General features: G+C 71.8%; 18 protein-coding genes. 12 read left to right on the top strand and 6 right to left on the bottom strand.

The genetic code is table 11. The features are described 5' to 3' along the window. Window positions 1–262 precede the first annotated feature (262 nt). Window positions 263–1,048, bottom strand: a complete 786-nt coding sequence (locus tag OHA21_RS21675) for an SDR family oxidoreductase (RefSeq protein WP_328476354.1) — start codon at window positions 1,046–1,048, stop codon at window positions 263–265. A 96-nt stretch (window positions 1,049–1,144) separates the two neighbouring features. On the opposite strand from OHA21_RS21675, the gene OHA21_RS21670 reads away from it, so the two are divergent. Continuing rightward, the gene (locus OHA21_RS21670) at window positions 1,145–1,831 is read left to right on the top strand and encodes a TetR/AcrR family transcriptional regulator (RefSeq protein WP_328476352.1); all 687 of its coding nucleotides are present in this window, start codon (window positions 1,145–1,147) and stop codon (window positions 1,829–1,831) included. 1,273 nt (window positions 1,832–3,104) lie between these two features. Here OHA21_RS21670 and OHA21_RS21665 read toward each other — a convergent pair. Next, complete coding sequence (locus tag OHA21_RS21665) at window positions 3,105–4,715, bottom strand: glucuronyl esterase domain-containing protein (RefSeq protein WP_328476350.1); 1,611 nt, start codon at window positions 4,713–4,715, stop codon at window positions 3,105–3,107. A gap of 197 nt (window positions 4,716–4,912) precedes the next feature. On the opposite strand from OHA21_RS21665, the gene OHA21_RS21660 reads away from it, so the two are divergent. The 8 genes from OHA21_RS21660 to OHA21_RS21625 all read left to right on the top strand — a co-directional run bounded on the left by OHA21_RS21660 (window position 4,913) and on the right by OHA21_RS21625 (window position 13,880). Continuing rightward, window positions 4,913–6,127, top strand: a complete 1,215-nt coding sequence (locus OHA21_RS21660; RefSeq protein WP_328476348.1) for a PP2C family protein-serine/threonine phosphatase — start codon at window positions 4,913–4,915, stop codon at window positions 6,125–6,127. Between the two features lie 34 nt (window positions 6,128–6,161). Beyond that, window positions 6,162–6,485 carry an STAS domain-containing protein gene (locus OHA21_RS21655; RefSeq protein ID WP_328476346.1) on the top strand — a complete coding sequence of 108 codons (324 nt, stop codon included), beginning with the start codon at window positions 6,162–6,164 and terminating at the stop codon, window positions 6,483–6,485. A 113-nt stretch (window positions 6,486–6,598) separates the two neighbouring features. Further along, entirely contained in the window at window positions 6,599–8,827 is a 2,229-nt protein-coding gene (locus tag OHA21_RS21650) for a DUF6055 domain-containing protein (protein ID WP_328476344.1), read from the top strand. A gap of 83 nt (window positions 8,828–8,910) precedes the next feature. Further along, the gene (locus OHA21_RS21645; RefSeq protein WP_328476342.1) at window positions 8,911–10,164 is read left to right on the top strand and encodes a DUF1800 domain-containing protein; all 1,254 of its coding nucleotides are present in this window, start codon (window positions 8,911–8,913) and stop codon (window positions 10,162–10,164) included. Between the two features lie 12 nt (window positions 10,165–10,176). Further along, complete coding sequence (locus tag OHA21_RS21640) at window positions 10,177–11,412, top strand: DUF1501 domain-containing protein (RefSeq protein ID WP_328476340.1); 1,236 nt, start codon at window positions 10,177–10,179, stop codon at window positions 11,410–11,412. Continuing rightward, entirely contained in the window at window positions 11,409–12,320 is a 912-nt protein-coding gene (locus tag OHA21_RS21635) for an AEC family transporter (protein ID WP_328476338.1), read from the top strand. The genes OHA21_RS21640 and OHA21_RS21635 overlap by 4 nt, the downstream gene beginning before the upstream one ends. 332 nt (window positions 12,321–12,652) lie before the next feature. After that, entirely contained in the window at window positions 12,653–12,946 is a 294-nt protein-coding gene (locus OHA21_RS21630; RefSeq protein ID WP_328476336.1) for a chorismate mutase, read from the top strand. Then, window positions 12,939–13,880, top strand: a complete 942-nt coding sequence (locus tag OHA21_RS21625; RefSeq protein WP_328476334.1) for a DUF1963 domain-containing protein — start codon at window positions 12,939–12,941, stop codon at window positions 13,878–13,880. The genes OHA21_RS21630 and OHA21_RS21625 overlap by 8 nt, the downstream gene beginning before the upstream one ends. On the opposite strand, the gene OHA21_RS21620 is transcribed toward OHA21_RS21625, so the two are convergent. Both OHA21_RS21620 and OHA21_RS21615 read right to left on the bottom strand, forming a co-directional pair. After that, window positions 13,841–14,521 carry a hypothetical protein gene (locus OHA21_RS21620; RefSeq protein ID WP_328476332.1) on the bottom strand — a complete coding sequence of 227 codons (681 nt, stop codon included), beginning with the start codon at window positions 14,519–14,521 and terminating at the stop codon, window positions 13,841–13,843. The two genes, OHA21_RS21625 and OHA21_RS21620, sit on opposite strands and share 40 nt — an antisense overlap. Window positions 14,522–14,545: 24 nt before the next feature. Next, a complete protein-coding gene (locus OHA21_RS21615; protein ID WP_328476330.1) occupies window positions 14,546–14,980 on the bottom strand; it encodes an Lrp/AsnC family transcriptional regulator in 435 nt (144 codons plus the stop codon). Between the two features lie 140 nt (window positions 14,981–15,120). On the opposite strand from OHA21_RS21615, the gene pdhA reads away from it, so the two are divergent. From pdhA to OHA21_RS21600, 3 genes are read left to right on the top strand one after another with little or no spacing between them, the layout of a single operon-like run. Then, complete coding sequence (gene pdhA / locus OHA21_RS21610) at window positions 15,121–16,209, top strand: pyruvate dehydrogenase (acetyl-transferring) E1 component subunit alpha (RefSeq protein WP_328476328.1); 1,089 nt, start codon at window positions 15,121–15,123, stop codon at window positions 16,207–16,209. Beyond that, the gene (locus tag OHA21_RS21605) at window positions 16,209–17,195 is read left to right on the top strand and encodes an alpha-ketoacid dehydrogenase subunit beta (RefSeq protein ID WP_328476326.1); all 987 of its coding nucleotides are present in this window, start codon (window positions 16,209–16,211) and stop codon (window positions 17,193–17,195) included. Before pdhA ends, OHA21_RS21605 begins: the two co-directional genes overlap by 1 nt. Continuing rightward, the gene (locus OHA21_RS21600) at window positions 17,192–18,592 is read left to right on the top strand and encodes a dihydrolipoamide acetyltransferase family protein (RefSeq protein ID WP_328476324.1); all 1,401 of its coding nucleotides are present in this window, start codon (window positions 17,192–17,194) and stop codon (window positions 18,590–18,592) included. Before OHA21_RS21605 ends, OHA21_RS21600 begins: the two co-directional genes overlap by 4 nt. Window positions 18,593–18,595: 3 nt before the next feature. On the opposite strand, the gene OHA21_RS21595 is transcribed toward OHA21_RS21600, so the two are convergent. Together OHA21_RS21595 and OHA21_RS21590 are read right to left on the bottom strand one after the other, a co-directional pair. Beyond that, window positions 18,596–19,564: an aldo/keto reductase gene (locus OHA21_RS21595; protein WP_328476322.1), complete on the bottom strand. Its 969-nt coding sequence runs from the start codon at window positions 19,562–19,564 to the stop codon at window positions 18,596–18,598. A 48-nt stretch (window positions 19,565–19,612) separates the two neighbouring features. Beyond that, window positions 19,613–20,284: an SDR family oxidoreductase gene (locus OHA21_RS21590; protein ID WP_328476320.1), complete on the bottom strand. Its 672-nt coding sequence runs from the start codon at window positions 20,282–20,284 to the stop codon at window positions 19,613–19,615. Window positions 20,285–20,347: the final 63 nt, after the last annotated feature.

Raw genomic sequence — 20,347 nt, 5'->3', positions numbered from 1 at the left:
CTGTGCCTTGTGGCTGTCGCTCGTGCGAGCGCTGTCCGAACGCTTCGAGCGCCGGGGCCGCACCGGGGTGACGTCGCTGCCGCGCGGCTGAGGCCTCGTTTCGGGCTCCGTTGGTCACTCGGCCGCGCAGCGGCGCTGTTTCACCGCCCGGCAGGCATGCCGGCGGGCGGCCAAGTGATCGGCGAGGCCGAAATGGTGGCCTCAGCCGCACGTTGGAGCTGTCACCCGCTGAGCCATCCGGCGTTACCGCGGCCCGCCGGGCTCAGCCGAGGCGCTTGGGCCCCAGGTAGGTGCCGCCGGTGGCGTCGATGACGTTAGCGGTGAGCCAGCCGCTGTCGTCCCCGGCCAGGAACGCGACGACGGCTGCGATGTCCTCCGGCGTGCCCACCCGCTCCAGCGCCTGGCCGGCCGCGATCATGGCCTGTGCTTCCGGCCGGTCGTAGAAGACCGCGGTCGTCTCGGTGCGGGTCGGGCCGGGCGCGACCGTGTTGACCGTGATCCCGCGGGCGCCGAGCTCGTTGGCGGCGTTGCGGGTGAGGGTCTCCATGGCGGCCTTGGTCATCGCGTACGCCAGCTCGCCGGGCAGCGCGATCCGGGTGACCCCGGACCCGATGTTGACGATCCGGCCGCCCTGGCCCATCAGCGGCAGCGCCTGCTGGATGAGGAAGAAGGGGGCGCGCACGTTGACCGCGAAGAGCCGGTCGAACGCGTCGGGGGTCTCGGTCGCGATGCCGCCGCCTGAGTCGGCGACCGACGCGTTGTTGACCAGGATGTCCAGGTGGGCCCGGCCGGTGCGCTCCTGCAGGCCGGCCGCCACCGCACGGATCACGGTGTCGGCGCCGCTGTCGGCGCCTAGCTCGGCCCGCACCGCGAAGGCCCGGCCGCCGGCCGCTTCGATGGCGGCGACGGTGTCCTTGGCGGCGGCGTCGTTGCTGCCGTAGTGCACCGCGACCAGGGCGCCCTCGGCGGCGAGCCGCCGCGAGATGCCCCGGCCGATGCCCCGCGAACCACCGGTGACCAGCGCGGTCCTGCCTTGAAGTGTCGACATGTCGTTGCCTCCAGAAACTGTTTATCATCTAAGCAGTACGGTTTATGTTATACACAGTTCCGTCGTGGACGGTCAACACTGAATCCGGGAGTGCGGATGAAAGCCGAGGTCAGCGCCATGGATCTGATGTGGGGCAGAGGCGCCCGCCGCAGCCGCGGACCGCGTCCGGTGCTGACCATCACCCAGATCGCCGAGGCCGGCGTCGAGATCGCCGACGCCGAAGGGCTGGCCGCGGTGACGATGCAGCGGGTCGCCGCCCGGTTCGGGTTCACCGCAATGTCGCTGTACCGGTACGTGCCCGGCCGCGCCGAACTGATCGCCACGATGATCGACACCGCGATCGGCACGGCCCCGGAGCTGGACGTCTCAGCCGGCTGGCCGCCGGCGCTGCACGAGTGGGCGCATCAGTTGCGGGCGGTGTTCCGCAGCCACCCCTGGCTGGCCTCGGCGACCACCCGGGCCCGGCCGGTCGGCCCCCGGGAGCTCAGCTGGCTGGAGCGGGCGGTGGCGGCCCTGGCCGGCAGCGAGCTGACCGGGGCGCAGAGCGTGGACCTCGTCGTCGTGCTCACCGGCCACGTGCGCAACCTGGTGGAGGCCGAGGCCGGCATCGCCGCCGACGGGGGAGCCGGTCTCGGCGCCGCGCTGGCGGAGACGCTGGGCGAGCACGCCGCCGACTATCCGGCCCTGGCCCGGGCCGCCGGGCAGGGCGCTTTCGGCCCCGGCGACGAGGACGCCTTCGAGTTCGGCCTGAACTGCATCCTCGCGGGCGCCGCGGCCCGGTAGACCCCGCCCGCCGCCAGATCCGAGGCAGCAATGGGCTCGGGGCTGACCGTGAGTGCTGCTTCGGTGGCGGGGAAGCGACGGTGGGCGTCAGCTTGGGGTTCGGGGCTGACTGTGGGTGCTGCTTCGGTGGCGGGGAAGCGACGGTGGGCGTCAGCTTGGGGTTCGGGGCTGACTGTGGGTGCTGCTTCGGTGGCGGGGAAGCGACGGTGGGCGTCAGCTTGGGGTTCGGGGCTGACTGTGGGTGCTGCTTCGGTGGCGGGGAAGCGACGGTGGGCGTCAGCTTGGGGTTCGGGGCTGACTGTGGGTGCTGCTTCGGTGGCGGGGAAGCGACGGTGGGCGTCAGCTTGGGGTTCGGGGCTGACTGTGGGTGCTGCTTCGGTGGCGGGGAAGCGACGGTGGGCGTCAGCTTGGGGTTCGGGGCTGACTGTGGGTGCTGCTTCGGTGGCGGGGAAGCGACGGTGGGCGTCAGCTTGGGGTTCGGGGCTGACTGTGGGTGCTGCTTCGGTGGCGGGGAAGCGACGGTGGGCGTCAGCTTGGGGTTCGGGGCTGACTGTGGGTGCTGCTTCGGTGGCGGGGAAGCGACGGTGGGCGTCAGCTTGGGGTTCGGGGCTGACTGTGGGTGCTGCTTCGGTGGCGGGGAAGCGACGGTGGGCGTCAGCTTGGGGTTCGGGGCTGACTGTGGGTGCTGCTTCGGTGGCGGGGAAGCGACGGTGGGCGTCAGCTTGGGGTTCGGGGCTGACTGTGGGTGCTGCTTCGGTGGCGGGGAAGCGACGGTGGGCGTCAGCTTGGGGTTCGGGGCTGACTGTGGGTGCTGCTTCGGTGGCGGGGAAGCGACGGTGGGCGTCAGCTTGGGGTTCGGGGCTGACCGTGAGTGCTGCTTCGGCGGCGGGGAAGCAACGGTGAGCGTCAGCTCGGGGTTCGGGGCTGACCGTGAGTGCTGCTTCGGCGGCCGGGAGGCGACGCTGGGCGTCAGCCGGACATGATCATGCTGGCTGGCGGCGGGGCAGCAGCAACAAGGCACAGCTCGGGCGGGGTATCGAAGGCGTTTGGATCACTCAGCTGGGAGCTACGGCTGTATCTCCGGCGTTGATACAGCCGCTACTCCCAGCTGGGGTGCAATACGGGCTCGAAAGCGGGACTCGGCTGGCACTTACGCACCTATATGGCACACGGGCCGGTCGGTAGCGGGCTGCCTTGCCGGCGAGCGGCACGCAGCGCCGCCGCTCGCCGCGCGAAGCGACCCGGGGTAACTGCTGTGACCGGGGTGAACGCGTTACGGGCTGGTGCAGGCCAGGGTGGGTGCGCCCGGGCTGCCGCCGGCCACGAAGCCGAACGTGGTCTGGCCGCCCGCGCCGAGCGACCCGTTGTACGCGGCGTTGCGTACCGTGATGGTGGATCCGCTCGTGGTGTGCGTGCCGTTCCAGACCTGGTTGATGCTCTGGCCGGCGGCCAGGCCCCAGCTCACCGTCCAGCCGTTGATGGCGGCGGCGCCGGCCTTGACGGTGACCTCGCCCTGGAAGCCGCCGCCCCAAGAGTTGACCGTGCGGTAGGTGGCGCTGCACGCGCCGGCCGGCACGCTGGGCGAAACCGACGGCGAAACCGACGGTGAGCTCGGCGGCGGGTCCCACGGTGACGGGCTGGCCGGTGACGACGGCGGGGACGACGGTGACGTGCCGAGCACCGGGGTCTGCCAGTCGCGCCACTCGGCCAGGTTGCCCTGCGCCCGGCTGGAGATCCGCATCGTGCCGGTGTGGCTGCCGGTGCGCAGCAGGTGTTTCTGGATGCTGCGCTGCAGCGGCTCACGCCACTCGGCCCGGTTGGCGCAGTGGCTGCCGTCCTGCACGTCCGACCAGTAGGTGATGTTGTCGCCGGCGCCGAGCGCCTTGTAGACCTCGGCCCCGGCCAGCGCGGCCACGCTCGCCGAGCGCGGCCCGAGGTTGGCGATGTGCGGGTTGTCCATGATGAACAGCCCGCGCGGGGCGACCATGGCGACCAGCTCGTGGGTGTCGACCGGCAGCCGGGTGGGCGAGCCGGTGAACGAGCCGAACGCGTCGCCGAGCCAGGGCTGCTCGCCGTACGCGCTGCTCAGGCTCTGCGCGCCCTCGCCGGGGATGCCGCGGAAGATCGGTACGCCGGCGCTGCCCGACTCGATCGGCATGGTGAGCGCGATCCGCTGGTCGAAGGCGCCGGTGACGATCGCGCCCTTGCCGAACCGGGAGCAGCCGGTGACGCCGGTGGCGTCGGCCTTGAGGATGTTGCCGCCGGACTGCTCGAGGACGTCGATGATCCGGCTCACCCCCCACGCCCAGGCCACCAGCAGCCCGGTGCTGCTCGACGAGCCGTAGACGCTGTAGAACGCCCCCTGCTTGTTGGCGCGCGGGGTGCCCTCGCGACCCACCACGTACGGGTCGTAGCTGATCACCGCGGCCCCGGCGGCCTTGATCGCGGCGGTGTCCGCGCCGAACCCGCCCAGCACGACCACCGCCGGGAACGGGCCGGAGCCGCTGGGCAGTTCGACGCGGGCCGAGAAGCTGGACGACCGGCCGCTGTCGGACACGTTGACGGTGATGTTGGTGGCCGAGACGGTTCCGGAGACGCTCGCGGGCTTGGCGGGTTTGGTGCCGTAGACGAACTTCTCGGCGAGCCGCTTGATCTCCTCGCGCCGGCAGCGCCAGTCGGCGACGCTGCTGATCCGGGTGCCGTTGATTCGGGTGAACGGGTCGGGGAGCCGGGCGAGGGTGGGCAGCGCGCCGGCGTCGGGCAGGGTGGGCACCGCGCAGTCGGCGCCCTCGTTCTCCACGCCGGCCGCGGCGGCTGGGCCGGCCTGGAGCGCGAGGGCGGCCACGAGTGCGCCGGTCGCGACGGCGATGACGATCGATCTCACGGTGGGGATTCCTTCCGGATCGAGGGGAAGGGAGCGCTCCCATATGAACCCGGTCATCGAAACATGTCAATAGTGATGCGAAACTTCCGGACCCGGCGAGGGCAACTTCGGCGAGATCGAAGTGCCAGGAGTAGCGCCGAAACTTACGAGTGCGCGTTGGTCGTGCCGGGTGGTGGCGGCGGCCGTAAGGTAGGTCAATGACCGTTACTGACGAGCTGGCGTGGCTCGGCGCGCTGCAGCGGGTCCTGGATCGGTCACATCTGTGGCGGCCGGACCAGCTCGCCGAAATCGTCGTCGAGACGCTGGCCCGGCTGGACATCGACGCGACGGTGTACCTGGTCGATCACGAGCAGCGGACCCTGCGGGCGCTGCCGGTCGCGAAGCAGGACACCCCGGAGCCGGAGCCGATCGACGGCTCGGTGCCCGGCCGGGCGTTCGCGCTGGTCCGCTCCATCCCGGCCGCGGATTCGCCGGACGCGGCCCGCTGGTGGGTGCCGATGGTCAACGGCACCGACCGGATGGGTGTCCTCGACTTCCGGCTGCCGGCCGGCGCCGACCCGCACGCTCCCGGGCTGCAGCAGCGGTGCGAGCTGTTCGCCGGGCTGGTCGGGCACCTCGTCACCACCTGCGTGCCCCGCGGCGACCACCTGCACCTGGTCCGCCGCACCCAGCCGATGTCCAGCGCCTCCGAACTGCTGTGGCAGATGCTGCAACCGTTCACCGTCGCCTGCGACGAGCTGACCGTCAGCGCGATCCTCGAGCCGTCCTACGACGTCGGCGGCGACGGCTACGACTACTCCTTCGACGGCCCGACGGCACGCCTGGCGATTTTCGACGGCGTCGGCAAGGGGCTGAAGGCCGGCTTGGGCACCGCCGTGGCGCTGGCCGCGATCCGCGCCGCCCGGCGGGCCGGCCAGGATCTGGCGGGCCAGGCCCGGGCCGCCGACGCCGCTCTGCTGGCGGAGTTCCCGGACGCGCGGTTCGTCACCGCCTTCCTGGCCGAGCTGCACCTGCAGACCGGGGAGCTGCGCTACCTCAACGCCGGGCACCTGCCCCCGCTGCTGCTGCGCTCCGGCGCGGCGCCCGACGAGCTCACCGGCGGCGCGCGGATGCCGCTGGGCCTCGACGATCCGCGCGGTGAGCTGGGGCGGCGCCGGTTGCAGCGCGGCGACCGGCTGCTGCTCTACACCGACGGGATCACCGAGGCGCGCGACGGCGACGGTGTCCAGTTCGGGCGGGACCGGCTCGTCGAGATCGTCGAACACCACGTCGCTGCCGGGCTGCCTTCGCCGGAGACCCTGCGGCGGATCTCGCACGCGGTGATCGAGCACCAGCACGGCCTGCCCGACGACGATGCCACCCTGGTGCTGGCCGAATGGTCTCCGCCCGCGGTGCGGCGTACCGTGCCATGAGCCGACGTCACGCCACGGAACTGGAGCACCGCCGATGCAGTCCGACATTCTGACCGTGCGCGCACAGGCGGGTCCCGAGTCCAGCGTCGTTCTGGCCGCCACCGGCGAGATCGACCGGGACAGCCGGGGCGAACTGCGGCGCGGCGCTGACGCGGCGCTCGCTGAGGGATGTCATCGGCTCGTCATCGACCTGGGCGCCGTCACCTTCTGCGACTCCAGCGGGCTGAGCCTGTTCATCGACCTGCACCGCGAGACCCTCCGCCGGGACGGCTGGCTGCGGCTTCAGGCCGTGCCGCCGCATCTGCAGGAGATGCTGCGGGTGACCCGGCTCGACGAGATGCTCGACGTCCGCGACTGAGGCAGGGTTGCCGAAAACGTTTTCGTGAGTCAGGGTGGGGCCGCGCGCGCATAGATGCGTGACTATCCCCGACGGCCGCCCCCACGGCCGGCTCACGAAAGGATCCTCCGATCATGCAGCATCCCCCTGCGCGGAAACGGCGGCTGTGGCTCGTCGTCGTCGCCGCGCTGACGCTGCTCACCGGCGTGTCACTGGTACCGCAGGTGATGACCAGGGCGGACGCCGCCGCCAAGACCGTCTACATCCCCGCCCGGTGGACCCAGACCGGCGAGGTGCCCTGGGCCGCGAACCGCAGCCGCGAGTCCACCAACTTCATCCTGCTCTGGGGTGAGAAATCCGGCACCGATCCGGCGTCCGCGACCGCGCCGTACAAGTTCGACCCGAACAGCATCATCACCCAGCTGGAGAATCTGTACGGCTTCTATGTGAACACCATGCAGTTCACGCCGGAGACCGGGCTGCTGGCCCAGCACAAGATCATCGTGATCGTCACGAACACCTGGAACCGGACCGAGCTCAACGCCTGGGCCACCGGCGGCTCGGTGGACGGCCGGGTCGGCGTCATCAACGTCGCCCCCGGCGCTGCCCTGCCCGGCTCGTGGGGACTGGCGCACGAGCTCGCCCACGTGTTCCAGAACTACACGTTCCTCGGCCGCTCGGGTTACGGCTTCACCGCCGCCTGGGCGGGCACGTTCTGGGAGGCCAGCGCCGAGTTCATGGCGATGCAGGCGCTGCCGACCACCGCGGCCGGCGACCTGACCCGGTGGCTGCGCTCGGAGAACCTGTACTACAGCTCCAGCCGGCACCACTACGGCGCCTGGATGCTGGCGCAGTACATCAAGGACCGTGACGGGCTGGCCATGTTCAACAGGATCTGGAACGAGGCCCGCAACACCGAGCATCCCTTGGAGACGTACCGAAGGATCGCCGGGATCAGCCAGGCCGAACTCAACCGGCGGCTGGGGGAGTACGCTACCCGCACGGTCACCTACGACTTCGGCAACCGGTCCACGCTGATGCCGTTCATCAACAGCGTCTACGGGGCCGGGTTCCTCAACGCGTACAACGGGGGCAACGTCGAAGCGGTCGACCAGGGGCAGAGTCACTACCGGATCAACGCCCGGCAGGCGCCCTCCGACTACGGCTTCAACAAGATCAAGCTGGTGCCGTCCGGCGACACGGTCCGGGTACGCCTGAAAGGTCACGCCGAAACCGGGGCCACCGGATGGACGTTCGGCCTGGTCGCCGTCCGCAACGGCACCCCGCGGTACTCGAACCTGTTCACCGGCATCGACGGGCAGATCGACTTCCCGCTGCAGTCCGGCGAGAACGAGGTCTGGCTGGTCGTCACCGGCACCCCGACCGCGGTCCCGCATTACGCCTTCCTGGACGGCTACACCAAGGCGCGGCGCTTCCCGTACGAGTTCCGGGTCTCCGGCGCCACCCCGTCCGGCTTCGAACCCGGGCACGTGAAACCCGCACCGACCGGCGGCGGCCGCTGGCACTCCAACGGCGGCGGCTGGGTGGCCGGCAACGCCAGTGTGGCGTCCACCGCGTACGTCGGCCCGAAAGCGGCCGTGATGGCCGGCACCGTGACCGGCAACGCCCGCATCGAAGGCCTGGGCTGGGTCAACGGCGGCACCGTCGGCGGCAACGCGGTGGTCAAGGACAACGCGCTGATCCAGAGCGGCGCGAACCTGTCCGGCAACATCGTGGTGGGTGGCGACGCGGAGATCGCCTTCGCCTGCTCGTCCGGGACGTACTTGATGTTCAACCCGGACCGGCGCTGCGACGGCGCCGGCGGCGAGACCGACATCAACCCGTCGTTCAGCGCCTTCCCCAGCGCTGACCTGGCGATCAACGGGACGCCGACCACGCCGTCGCCGACGCCGTCGACCTCCACCCCGCCGGCCGGCGGCAGCAACCTGGCGCGCACGGCGACCGCGTCGGCCTCGTACACCTCGCCCTGGGAGTCGGTCGCGGCGCTCAACGACGGCCTCGAGCCCGGCTCGTCCAACGACACGGTCAACCCCCGCTGGGGTACGTGGCCGAACAGTGGCCAGCAGTGGGCGGAACTGACCTGGCCCAGCGCCGTGACGCTGAACCGGGCGCAGGTCTACCTGTTCGACGACAACGGCGGGGTACGCGCACCCGCATCCTGGAAGCTGCAGTACTGGACCGGCAGCGCGTACGCCGACGTGCCCGGCACCTATCCGGTCGCCGTCAACGCGTACAACACGGTGACCTTCACCCAGGTCAGCACCACCCGGCTGCGGGTCGTGCTGCAGTCCAGCGGCACCAGCTCGGTCGGCCTGCTGGAAGTGAAGGCCTTCGGCTCGTAGTCGACGCGGCGAGGTCCGGCCTGAACGTCCGCCGGACCTCGCCCTTACCTGACGCTTACATCGACGGGCTACGTTGCCGTCCCATGACCGATCGTTCTCAGGTGGCGCACCTGCTGCGCCGGCTCACGTTCGGGCCGACCGCGGCCGAGGTGGACGCGGCCGTCCGGGCCGGGTACGAGACCACCCTCGCCGGGCTCCTGCGCCCCGCCGGGCCGGTGACCGGCCCGGCGCTGGGCGCCGACCCGGTGGCCGCCCTCGACCGCGGCGTTTCCCGCGAACAGCGGCAGAAGGCCCGGCGCGAGCAGCGGGACCAGGTCACCGCGCTCACCCGCTGGTGGCTGGCCCGGATGGCGTCCGGCGGCGCGGCGGAGAAGCTGGTCTTCTTCTGGCACGGGCACTGGGCGACCAGCGTCCGCAAGGTCCGTTCGGCCCAGCTCATGCTGGCTCAGCAGCAGACCTTCCGGCGGTACGGCAGCGGCGACACCGGTCCGCTGGTCCGGGCGATGCTGCGCGACCCGGCCCTGATCGTCTGGCTGGACGGGCAGAAGAACACCCGCAAGGCGCCGAACGAGAACCTGGCCCGCGAGGTCATGGAGCTGTTCACGCTGGGCGTCGGCGCGTACACCGAGCAGGATGTGCAGGCCGCCGCGCGGGTCCTCACCGGATGGCAGGTCGACCGGGCCACCGGCGCCGCCCGCCTGATGCCGAAGCGGCACGACGACCGGCCGGTCACCTTGCTCGGCAGCACCGGGACGTTCGACGTCGACTCGTACGCCGACCTGCTCGTGCGGCACGAGGCGCACGTGCCGTTCCTGGCGCGGCGGCTGTGGCTGCGCTACGGCTCCGGCGCGGCGCCGTCCGCGCAGGCGACGGCCCGGATGGTGGCAGCTGGACGCGACACCACCGCCCTGCTCGGGGCGCTGTGCCGCGATCCCGACTTCGCGGCCACCCGCGGGACGTTGCCGAAACAGCCGCTGGAATGGCTGATCGGGGCGGCACGGCAGCTCGGCGTGCCGGCGGCCGACCTGCCCGAGAACGCGCTGCGATCGCTGGGGCAGGTACCGCTGCGGCCGCCGTCGGTCGGTGGCTGGCCGGTCGGCGCCGCCTGGCTGACCACCTCGTCCACCCTGGCCCGGATCCGGACCGGGCAGCGGCTCGCCGCGCTGGCGCCCGCCGCGGTCGACCGGCTCACCGGCGCCGACCGCCTCGACGCCCTCGCCGAACTGCTGGTCGTCGACGGCTGGACCGACCGGACCGCGGCCGCACTGCGCGACGTGACGGATCCGCGCCGGCTGCTCGCGCTCGGCCTGGCCAGCCCCGAATACGTGACCCACTGAGGAGGCGCCGCCATGGACACGATCACCCGCAGGAAGTTTCTGGTCGCCAGCGGCGTCGCCGGGGGAGCGGCATTGGCCGCCGGTGCCACCGCGTACGGGCTGCGCGACATCCTGGCCACCGCCGGCGACCGCGACCCGGCCGCCCGGACCCTCGTGCTGGTCACCCTCTACGGGGGCAACGACGGGCTGAACACCGTCATCCCGTACACCGATCCGGCCTATGCGGCCGCCCGCCCGGAGCTGGCCTACGAACCCGGCAAGATCCTTCCGCTGGACGACGGGCTGGGACTGAACCCCGGGCTGGCCGGCCTGCACCGCCTGTACGGCGCCGGCCGGCTGGCCGTGATTCGCGGTGTCGGCTACCCGAAACCGGACCGCAGCCACTTCCGGTCCATGGACATCTGGCAGACCGCCCAGCCCGAACGGCCCGGCACCACCGGGTGGCTCGGTCGCTGGCTGGACACGGCCGGCGGCGACCCGCGGCTCGCGGTGTCGTTCGAACCGGTCCTGCCGCCGCTGCTGGCCGGGGAGACCAGCGCCGGCGCCACCGTGCCCGGCGGGGTGCTGAAACTGCCCGGCGGGGTGACGCCCGCACTGCTGGGCAAGCTCGGTGCGCCCGCGGCGGGAGAGTCACCGGCGCAGGCGCGGGCCGCGGCCTGCTTCGCCGACCTGGTGCGCATCCAGGACCTGATGAAGCAGGTCAGCGAGGGTACGGCGGACGAGGAGGACACCGACGACGAGGTGCCGGCGACCGCGACCGGCGGGGCGGCGCCGCCGCTGGACCAGCAGCTCGCCCTGGTCGCCCGCTGTGTCGAGGCGGGCGCGGCGACCCGGGTCTTCTCGGTGTCGCAGGGCGGGTTCGACCTGCACGCCGACGCCCGCGAGTCGCAGCAGGCGATGCTCGCGAAGGTGGACAAGCCGCTCGCCGCGTTCGCCGAACGGATGGCCGGCAAGGGCGTGGTGATCGCGGTTTACTCCGAGTTCGGCCGCCGGGTGCGGGCCAACGCGTCGGACGGCACCGACCACGGCACGGCGTCCAGCATGTTCCTGCTCGGCGACGACATCCAGGGCGGTCTGCACGGCGAACAACCCAGCCTCACCGACCTCGACGACGGCGACCTGAAATACACGGTCGACTTCCGCGACGTGTACGCGTCCCTGCTCGCCGGTGTGCTCGACAGTGACCCGCAGCGCATCCTCGGCGGCTGGTCCGGGCGGTTGGAACAGGTCTACCGTACGAATGCATGATCTTGGCGTTGTCCGGTTTTGCGCTCATCGGGGCGATCGTGCTGGCCGGCTGGGTGCTGGGCCGCTGGGGTGGCCTGCCGGAGGACGCCGGCGCCGTGCTCGGCGCGGTCGCCTACAGCGTGCTGGCGCCGTGCCTGCTGTTCACCGGAGTGGCGGCGGCCGACCTGACGTTGCTGTTCACCCGGTCGCTGCTGGTGTTCGCTCTCGCGGCCGGGGCGTGCTTCGCGGTGTTCGTGCTGCTGTTCCGGCGGCGTGACCGTGGCACACGATTGCTCGGCGCGCTGGCCGGCAGCTACACGAACGCCAACTACATCGGGCTGCCGATCGCCACGTACGTGCTGGGCGATCCGGCGCTGGTCGTGCCGATCATCCTGGTCCAGCTCCTGCTGGTCACCCCGGCGACGCTGATCACGCTGGAGATCGTCACGACCGGCCGGGCCTCCTGGCGGACGGCGATCGCGGGCCCCGTACGCAATCCGTTGATCCTGTCCGTGCTGGCCGGCGTCGTGGTGTCCGTGACCGGCGTGCGCGTGCCCGCGGTGATCGCCGACCCGGTCGGCGCGCTCGGCCAGGCCGCCGTGCCGGTGGTGCTGCTCGCCTTCGGCATGTCGCTGGCCAGGCGCTGGGTCCTGGAACCGGGCCCGGACCGCCGGCCCGCAGTGGTCGCGGTCGCGATGAAGGTCACGGTCATGCCGGCCCTGGCGTTCCTGCTGGCGTGGGCTTTCCGCCTGCCGCACGAGGCGATGTACGCGGTGACGGTGCTGGCCGCGCTGCCCACCGCGCAGAACGTGTTCCTGTACGCCCAGCAGTTCCAGACCGGCGTGGTCCTGGTCCGCGACGCCGTCTTCCTCTCCACGGTCTGCTGCCTGCCGGCGATGCTGCTGATCGCGTTCCTGTTCAACCGCTGAGGCGGGCGCGTTCAACCGCTGAGGCGGGCGCGTTCAACCGTTGAGGCGGGCGCGTCAGAGCATGCCCCGGCCCCTAACACCGCGAAGCACGCCTGAGCGGCGGCTGGGTGGCGCGAGCCGCCGGCAGTGCGGGTTACCCGGGCAGGGAGGCATGCGTGGGTGGCGGCTGGGTGGCGCGGGCCGCCGTTGGCGCATGTTTCAGCGCCCGGGTAGCGGGTCTGGGTGGCGGCTGGGTGGCGTGGGCCGCCGCTGGCGCATGCTTCACCGCTTGGGTAGCGGGTCTGGGAGGCGAGGGCCGGAGAATGTCGTACCCCGCTGGCAGGATGAGCGGCGTGACATCGGAATGGGGGCTCGCCGACATCCGGCGGGAGATCGACGCCATCGACGCTGAAGTGGTTCGCCGGCTGGCGGACCGTGAGCGGCTGGTGCGCAGCGCCGCCGCGTTCAAGAAGGATGAGCAGGCGGTGCGGGCACCGGCCCGGGTGGACGAGGTGATCGGCAAGGTGCGGGCCCTCGCGGTCGAGGCCGGTGGGTCGCCTGAGGTGATCGAGCGGGTCTACCGGGCGATGATCGGCGCGTTCATCGAGTTGGAGCTGGGCGAGCACCGGGGCGCCGGCCGTGAGTGACCTGGACGAGCTGCTCAGCGGCTGGCGCACGCTGTCCGAGTGGGAGCAGGATCCGTACCGGGACTACCGCGCCTGGAACAGGCTGGTCGACAAGTGCAACCACCTTGCCGAGAAAGCGGTGGCGGACCCAGCCGGCGTCGAGGCGCTGCGAAAGATCGCCGCGGAGGATCCGGATCGGTCGGTGCGGCTGAATGCCCGGCACTTCACCACGCCCTATGTGCCACGTCCCGACTCGAAGCGTGACCTCGACCGCTGGATGAACCATCCGCTGATCGATCTCGTCTCGCTCGGGATCGAGCCACGCGTCGGGTTCGCTCTGTCGCCGGGTGAGGAGTTCGACATCGAGGAGGAGCTCACCGAGATCGGCCTGTGCTGGTTCGGCGGTGAGCCGGTCACCGACGGCAGCGGTGAATGGCCACGCCGCCCCGACGGCACCCCGCTAATCCATCTGCTGCAGGTCGAGCTCGGCAACCAGCCGCTGCTCGACGACAACTACCCGCTCGACGGCGTCCTGCAGTTCTTCCACGACCTCGACGGCGCCGGCGAGGTGCGGCTGGTCTCCGGCGAGCCGACCGGGCTGCTGGCCCGCCCCGATGACGCGCCCGTCAGGCAGCGCCGGCGCGCCCACGTCGACCCGGTCTGGACCTTCCCGGCCGCCGGCGACCTCGACCGCGAGCTGGCCCCAGCCGAGGCCGGCCGGCTGGACCTCGCCCACCGCCGGCTGCGCGAGACGCTGCTCAACGAGTGGGGCCTTCACGAGCACACCGACCCCGCCCCGGAGTATCCGCTGATGCTCGGCTGGGCAGGCCTGCTGAGCCTGCCCGAGCCGCCCATCGACTTCAAGATCCGGGAGGACGATCTCAGGGCCGGCGCCCTCGACACGGCGTGGGCGGTTCAGAAATCGAAGGCGAGCAACCACTCACCACCGCGCTGAGGGCGGTAACCGAGACCGCCGGTCAACGTGCGGACCACCGCCGGCATGTGCGCCGCGCCGTAGACGATGGCGATCTCGATCGGCTCGTCCGCGCGTTCGGTGTGCAGCGTAGTGATGGCCGCGGTCAGCAGCTCGTCGCGTTCGTCCAGCATGATCCGCTGGAAGAACTTGGTGCGCAGCCGCGGATCGGTGTCGTCGCTGATCTCCAGGCCGCGGCGCAGCAGGTAGTCGCGACCGCCGACCGCCATGGTGAAGGTCAGCACCGGCACCAGCAGGATCAGGTCCAGCCAGCCGGCCAGCGGGATCCGGGCCCGCCGGCCCGGCAGGGTCTCGCCGTCGGGCCAGATGACCGGTACGCCCAGGGCCGCGTAGTCGATGTCCTGATGCACGAGCCCGCGGCTGTGCCGTTGCCGGCTGAGCCGCATGGCGGTCAGATAGGCCAGCCCGGTGGAGCTCGGCCCGTCGTACTGTTCGGCGATCACCACGTGCGAGCCGGCGATGAGCTGGGCGATCCGCCGGTAGTAGTCGGGCCGCCCGATGTGGACGACCGGGATCACGACGAACCGCAGGGCCGCGCTGCGATGCCGGAACGTCGTGACGGATGAGCGCAAGCCGAGCATGCTGACCTCGGTGAGCTGCATGGCGTCAGGGTAGGAAGCCCACGCTCATGCCCGGGGTGTCTCCTCCTCGAACAGCAGCAGGGTGCGGGTGCTGACCACGCCCGGCATGCCCTGGATCTCGTCGAGCACCAGGTGCCGCAGCTCGGTGTTGTCGGCGACGCGGACCAGCAGGATCACGTCGAAGTCGCCGCCGACCAGGCCGATGTGCACCACGCCGGGCAGCGCGTGCAGCCGTTCGAGGACCTCCCGCCAGTTCGCCTGGCGCAGGTTGAGTGTCACGTACGCCGCGGTGTGCAGACCGGCAGCGACGGGGTCGATGTCGGCGTGGTAGCCGCGGATCACCCCGGTCTCGTGCAGCCGGGCCACCCGCGAGTACGCGTTCGCCCGGGAGATGTGCAGCTTCTCCGCGAGTGTCCGCATGGACATCCGCCCGTCGCGTCCCAGTTCGGTGAGGATCCGCCGGTCGGTGTCGTCGAGCATGGCGGCCACCTGTCTCGCCCGCGGGTCCGGCGAAGTCGGGAAACTGGACGATCGGCAGCGCCGACGGCCCGGGAAATGAACATCTTCTCGGATTCAGACCGAAGATGGCGTTCAATTGGCAAGGTAGCAAGAATTCCTGCATGACACGTGACGCAGCTCACCTGCTGCCGTCCACGGTGCCGGTGACGCTCATCGACCCGGACGGCGATCCCGTTCCGAACGTCGGCCACGACCTGCCCGAAACCGGGGCTCTCGTGCGCGCGTACGCCGCCCTGGTAGCGGCCCGACGTTTCAACGACCAGGCGTACGCGCTGGTCCGGCAGGGCCGGCTGGCCGTCTACCCGTCCTCGCACGGGCAGGAGGCCTGCCAGGTCGCCGCCGCCCACGTGCTGGCGGACGGCGACTGGCTGTTCCCGACCTACCGGGACACCGCCGCCGTGGTGGCCCGCGGCGTCGACCCGGTGCAGACATTGACGCTGCTCAAGGGCGACTGGCACAACGGCTACGACCCGGCGGCGACGCATGTCGCGCCGCTGGCCACCCCGCTCGCCACCCACCTGCTGCACGCCGTCGGGGTCGCCTACGCGGCCCGGCTGCGCGGCGAGCCGACCGTGGCGCTGGCGATCTGCGGCGACGGCGCGACCAGCGAGGGCGACTTCCACGAGGCGCTCAACTTCGCCGCGGTGTTCCGTGCCCCGGTGGTCTTCCTGGTGCAGAACAACGCGTACGCGATCTCGGTGCCGCTGAGCCGGCAGACCGCGGCGCCGTCGCTGGCGCACAAGGGCGTCGGCTACGGCGTTCCGGGCGAGCGGGTCGACGGCAACGACGTGGCCGCGCTGCTCACGGTCCTCGGCAGGGCCGTCGAGCAGGCCCGCGCGGGGGAGGGGCCGCAGCTGATCGAGGCGCACACCTACCGCGTGCAGGCGCACACCAACGCCGACGACGCCGGCCGCTACCGCACCGAGGACGAGGTCACGCCCTGGCTGGCCCGGGACCCGATCACCCGGGTGGAGACCTATCTGCGGGGCCGCGAGCTGCTCGACGACGAGAAGATCGCGGGGTACGCCGACGCGGCGCAACGCATGGCCGAGGCGATGCGCGCCGGACTGAACGAGGACAAGCCGGCCGACTACCGCGACCTGTTCGCGTACGTCTACGCCGAACAGACGCCGCAGCTGCGCGAGCAGGAAGCGCTCGTCGCCGACGAACTGGCCCGGGAGGTGCGCTGATGGCAGCCGAGAAACTCACCATGGCCGGCGCCCTGAACCGGGCGCTGCGCGACGCGATGCACGCCGACGACTCCGTGGTGGTCTTCGGCGAGGACGTCGGCCCGCTCGGCGGCGTCTTCCGGATCACCGACGGGCTGACCGCCGAATTCGGTGAGCAGCGCTGCTTCGACACCCCGCTCGCCGAGTCCGGCATCCTCGGCATGGCGATCGGGATGGCGATGAACGGGATGCGCCCGGTCGTCGAGATGCAGTTCGACGCGTTCGCGTACCCCGCGTTCGAGCAGCTGGTCAGCCACGCGGCGAAGATGCGCAACCGGACGCGGGGGCGGGTCGGCGTGCCGATCGTGATCCGGGTGCCGTACGCGGGTGGCATCGGCGGGGTCGAGCACCACTGCGACTCCTCGGAGGCGTACTACGCGCACACGCCCGGTCTGCACGTCCTGGCTCCGGCGGGGCCGGCGGACGCCTACGGACTGCTGCGGCAGGCGATCGACTCGCCCGACCCGGTGGTCTTCCTCGAACCCAAGAAGCTGTACTTCTCCCGGGCCGAGGCGGATCTCGCTTCACCCGTACCCCCGATCGGTAAGGCCGTGGTGTGCCGGGCCGGAACCGACGCCACGCTGATCGCCTACGGCCCGGCGGTGCCGGTGGCGCTGGAGGCGGCCGAGGCCGCCGCGCAGGAGGGCCGCAGCCTGCAGGTGGTCGACGTGCGCTCGATCGTGCCGTTCGACGACGAGACGGTGTGCGCGGCGGTGCGTTCGACCGGGCGGGCCGTGGTGGTGGCTGAGGCGGCCGGTTTCGCCGGGGTGGCCGCGGAGATCGCCGCGCGGGTGACCGAACGGTGCTTCCACTCGCTCGCCGCCCCGGTGCGGCGCGTGACCGGATTCGACATCCCCTATCCGCCGCCCAAGCTGGAGCACTTCCAGCTGCCGTCGGTGGACCGGATCCTGGACGCCGTCGACGACCTGCAGTGGGAGGACTCGTGAGCGCGCACGTCTTCACGCTGCCCGACCTCGGTGAGGGGCTGACCGAGGCGGAGATCGTCCGGTGGCTCGTCACCGACGGCGACGTGATCGAAGTTGATCAGCCGGTGGTGGAGGTGGAGACGGCCAAGGCGGTGGTCGAGGTGCCGTCGCCGCACGCCGGCCGGGTGGCCACCCGGCATGCCGCCGAAGGCGCCACGCTCGATGTGGGCGCGCCCTTGCTGACCGTCGCGGCCGACGAGGGGTCGGGCAACGTGCTGGTGGGGTACGGGACGAAGCCCGGCGCTGCGTCCTCCCGTCATCGCCGCCGCCGGACCCGTACCGAAACTGCTCCGGTCTCGACCCCGCCGGCTGCTTCCGCCGCGCCCACCGCTGCCGCGACTGCTTCTGCCGCGACTGCTTCTGCCGCGACTGCTTCTGCCACGCCCGGTGCTGCCGCGGCTGCATCCGTTGCGCCCGCTGCTGCCTCCGCCGCGCCTGTTCCTGCGCCGCCGGTCTCCGTGCCGCTGGTCATCTCACCGCTGGTGCGGCGGCTGGCCCGGGATATCGGGGTGGATTTGTCCGCGTTGCGCGGCACCGGGCCGGGCGGGGCGATCACCCGGGGTGACGTGCAGGCGGCCGCCGCGCCCGCATCGCCTGCGCCCTCGCTTCCCGCGGCGCCAACGCCCTCGCTTCCCGCGGCGCCAACGCCCTCGCTTCCCGCGGCGGCTTCGGGGGAGCGCCGGATTCCGCTCACCGGCTTCCGCAAGGCCGTGGCGACCGTGCTATCGCGCAGCCGCGCGGAGATCCCCGAGGCCACCGTCTGGGTCGACGTCGACGCCACCGCCCTGTGGGAGCTGCGCGAACGCACCCGCGGCGACGCCGGCGCCCCCGGCCTGCTCGCCTACATCGCCCGGTTCGTCGTGGCCGCCCTGCGCGAGTACCCGGTGCTCAACGCCCGCATCGACACTGATCGCCAGGAGATCGTCGAACTCGAGGCGATCAACCTGGGCGTCGCCGTGCAGACCGACCGCGGCCTGGTGGTCCCGGCCGTGATGGACGCGCACACGATGACCGCCATCGGCCTCGACGCCGCGATCCGGGAGGTGACCGGCCGCGCCCGCCGCAACGAGTCCACCCCGGCCGAACTCACCGCCGGCACCTTCACTCTGAACAACTACGGCGCCTTCCGCGTCGACGGCAGCGCCGCGATCATCAACCACCCCCAGGTCGCCATCCTCGGCCTCGGCCGGATCATCGACCGCCCCTGGGTGGTCGACGGCGCCCTCACCATCCGCAAGATCACCCAACTGTCCTTCGTCTTCGACCACCGCGTCTGCGACGGCGGCACCGCCGCCGGCTTCATGCGCGCCGTCGCCGACGCGATCGAAGACCCGATGAAGGCCCTAGCCCGGCTCTGAGGGTCAGGCCTTGGCGTACGGGCTCGCCCACTCGGACCGGTCGACGGCGTTCAGCCGCTCGGTCTGGTCCGGGGTGAGGGTGAGCCCGACGCCGTCGAAGGCGCTGTCCAGTTGGTACAGCTTGCTGCCGCCGAGCATCGGCGTGATGCCGCGGCTCAGCAGCCAGGCCAGCACCACCTGGCCGCGGGCGGCGTCCACCTCGGCGGCGACGGCGTCCAGGGCCGCCAGGCGGGCCGTGTTGCCGGGGTGGTCGTAGACGTCCGGGATCGGCTTGGCCGGGTTGTCGTAGGCGCCGGCCAGCAACGGCGTGTACGCCCACACGTCCAGACCATGCTCAGCGGCGTAGTCGGTCTGCTCGTCGCTGAGCACCCCGAACCGGTGCGCGACGCCCGGCGGCAGCGTCCCGGGCCGCGGCCGCAGGTAACTGGTGCTGAGCTGCAGCGCGTCGAACGGCCGTACCCCGATCGCCTTGGCGGCGGCGCGGCCCCGCTCGACCAGCCACGACGGGTGGTTCGAGACGCCGAACCGGTCGGCGGCCAACTCGCCGAGCGCGGCCGCGGTCTCCTCGATCGGCACCGACCTGTCCTCCTGGTGCAGCCAGAGCAGATCCACCCGGTCGATCCCGAGCCGCTGCAGGCTGCCGGCGAACGCCGCCCGCACCGCGTCCGGCGCCAGCCCTTCGCGCCGTTCCGGCCAGGAACCGGCCTCGACCGGCTCGGCGCCCAGCTTCGTGGCGATCCGGACCCGGTCGCGGACGCCGGGCCGGGCCGCCAGCCACTTGCCGAGCACCCGCTCGCTGGCGCCGCCGTGACCCGAGTCGTCGGCCCAGAACGAGTAGCAGTTCGCGGTGTCGATCCAGACCCCGCCGCGCTCCACGAACCGGTCGAGCAGCGCGAAGGAGGTCTCCTCGTCGACGGCGGTGCCGAACATCATGGCCCCGAGCACCAACGGGGACTGCGTAACTGTCGTCATGCCACTGATGCTGCTACCTGGAGCGCGCTCCAGATCAAGAGGAGATTTCTAGCCGCGCAATGCTTCCGGGATGGGAGTGGCACCGGCGTTGAAGCGCAGGGTACGGCCGATCGTGGCCGGGTCGCGCAGGGCCTGCAGGACGACCGCGGCCACGTCGGCGCGGCCCACCGAGCCGGCGACGGCGCCCTGTTCGGCGGTTTCGATGCGGCCGGTGGGCGGGTCGTCGGTGAGGCGGCTCGGGGCGAGGATCGTCCAATCCAGAGCGGATGCGCTCAGGTGGTTGTCGGCGGCCGCCTTCGCCTCGGCGTACGGATGGAAGGGGTTGTCCTGCGGGATGCCGTGGTCGGTGCGCGCGCCGAAGTAGGACACCATCAGGTAGCGGCGGGCGCCGGCGTGCAGCGCCGCGTCCATCGAGCGGATGGCCGCGTCGCGGTCGACCGCGTAGGTGCGCGGCGGATTGCCGCCGCCCGCTCCGGCCGACCAGATGATCGCGTCGTGGCCGTTGAGGATCTCGGCGAGGGCGCCGGTGTCGAGTTTTTCGACGTCGGCGACCAGCGGGGTCGCGCCGGTCTGCGCGACCTCAGCCTGGTGTTCGGGATTGCGGAAGACCGCGGTGGTCTCGTAACCGGCCGCGACCAGCTGCGGCAGCAGCAGCCGGGCCACCTTGCCGTGCCCGCCCACGACCAGAACCCGCCGGATGTCGGTACTCGCGTGATCCATCCTGCTCACGCTACGCGCAGGCCGTCACCATCAGCTTGATGGGGCGAAACCTTGTGGCAACCA

The sequence above is a fragment of the Actinoplanes sp. NBC_00393 genome (genome assembly GCF_036053395.1).
Taxonomy (GTDB): domain Bacteria; phylum Actinomycetota; class Actinomycetes; order Mycobacteriales; family Micromonosporaceae; genus Actinoplanes.
The sequence above is the reverse complement of the archived record's forward strand: the minus strand, read 5'-3'. Positions and strand labels throughout refer to the sequence as shown.

What these genes read in the sequence shown, in the direction of transcription:
- OHA21_RS21675 (WP_328476354.1), bottom strand. Translation starts at nt 1,048, where the DNA reads ATGTCGACACTTCAAGGCAGGACCGCGCTGGTCACCGGTGGTTCGCGG.
- OHA21_RS21670 (WP_328476352.1), top strand. Translation starts at nt 1,145, where the DNA reads ATGAAAGCCGAGGTCAGCGCCATGGATCTGATGTGGGGCAGAGGCGCC.
- OHA21_RS21660 (WP_328476348.1), top strand. Translation starts at nt 4,913, where the DNA reads ATGACCGTTACTGACGAGCTGGCGTGGCTCGGCGCGCTGCAGCGGGTC.
- OHA21_RS21655 (WP_328476346.1), top strand. Translation starts at nt 6,162, where the DNA reads ATGCAGTCCGACATTCTGACCGTGCGCGCACAGGCGGGTCCCGAGTCC.
- OHA21_RS21650 (WP_328476344.1), top strand. Translation starts at nt 6,599, where the DNA reads ATGCAGCATCCCCCTGCGCGGAAACGGCGGCTGTGGCTCGTCGTCGTC.
- OHA21_RS21645 (WP_328476342.1), top strand. Translation starts at nt 8,911, where the DNA reads ATGACCGATCGTTCTCAGGTGGCGCACCTGCTGCGCCGGCTCACGTTC.
- OHA21_RS21640 (WP_328476340.1), top strand. Translation starts at nt 10,177, where the DNA reads ATGGACACGATCACCCGCAGGAAGTTTCTGGTCGCCAGCGGCGTCGCC.
- OHA21_RS21635 (WP_328476338.1), top strand. Translation starts at nt 11,409, where the DNA reads ATGATCTTGGCGTTGTCCGGTTTTGCGCTCATCGGGGCGATCGTGCTG.
- OHA21_RS21620 (WP_328476332.1), bottom strand. Translation starts at nt 14,521, where the DNA reads ATGCAGCTCACCGAGGTCAGCATGCTCGGCTTGCGCTCATCCGTCACG.
- OHA21_RS21615 (WP_328476330.1), bottom strand. Translation starts at nt 14,980, where the DNA reads ATGCTCGACGACACCGACCGGCGGATCCTCACCGAACTGGGACGCGAC.
- pdhA (WP_328476328.1), top strand. Translation starts at nt 15,121, where the DNA reads ATGACACGTGACGCAGCTCACCTGCTGCCGTCCACGGTGCCGGTGACG.
- OHA21_RS21605 (WP_328476326.1), top strand. Translation starts at nt 16,209, where the DNA reads ATGGCAGCCGAGAAACTCACCATGGCCGGCGCCCTGAACCGGGCGCTG.
- OHA21_RS21595 (WP_328476322.1), bottom strand. Translation starts at nt 19,564, where the DNA reads ATGACGACAGTTACGCAGTCCCCGTTGGTGCTCGGGGCCATGATGTTC.
- OHA21_RS21590 (WP_328476320.1), bottom strand. Translation starts at nt 20,284, where the DNA reads ATGGATCACGCGAGTACCGACATCCGGCGGGTTCTGGTCGTGGGCGGG.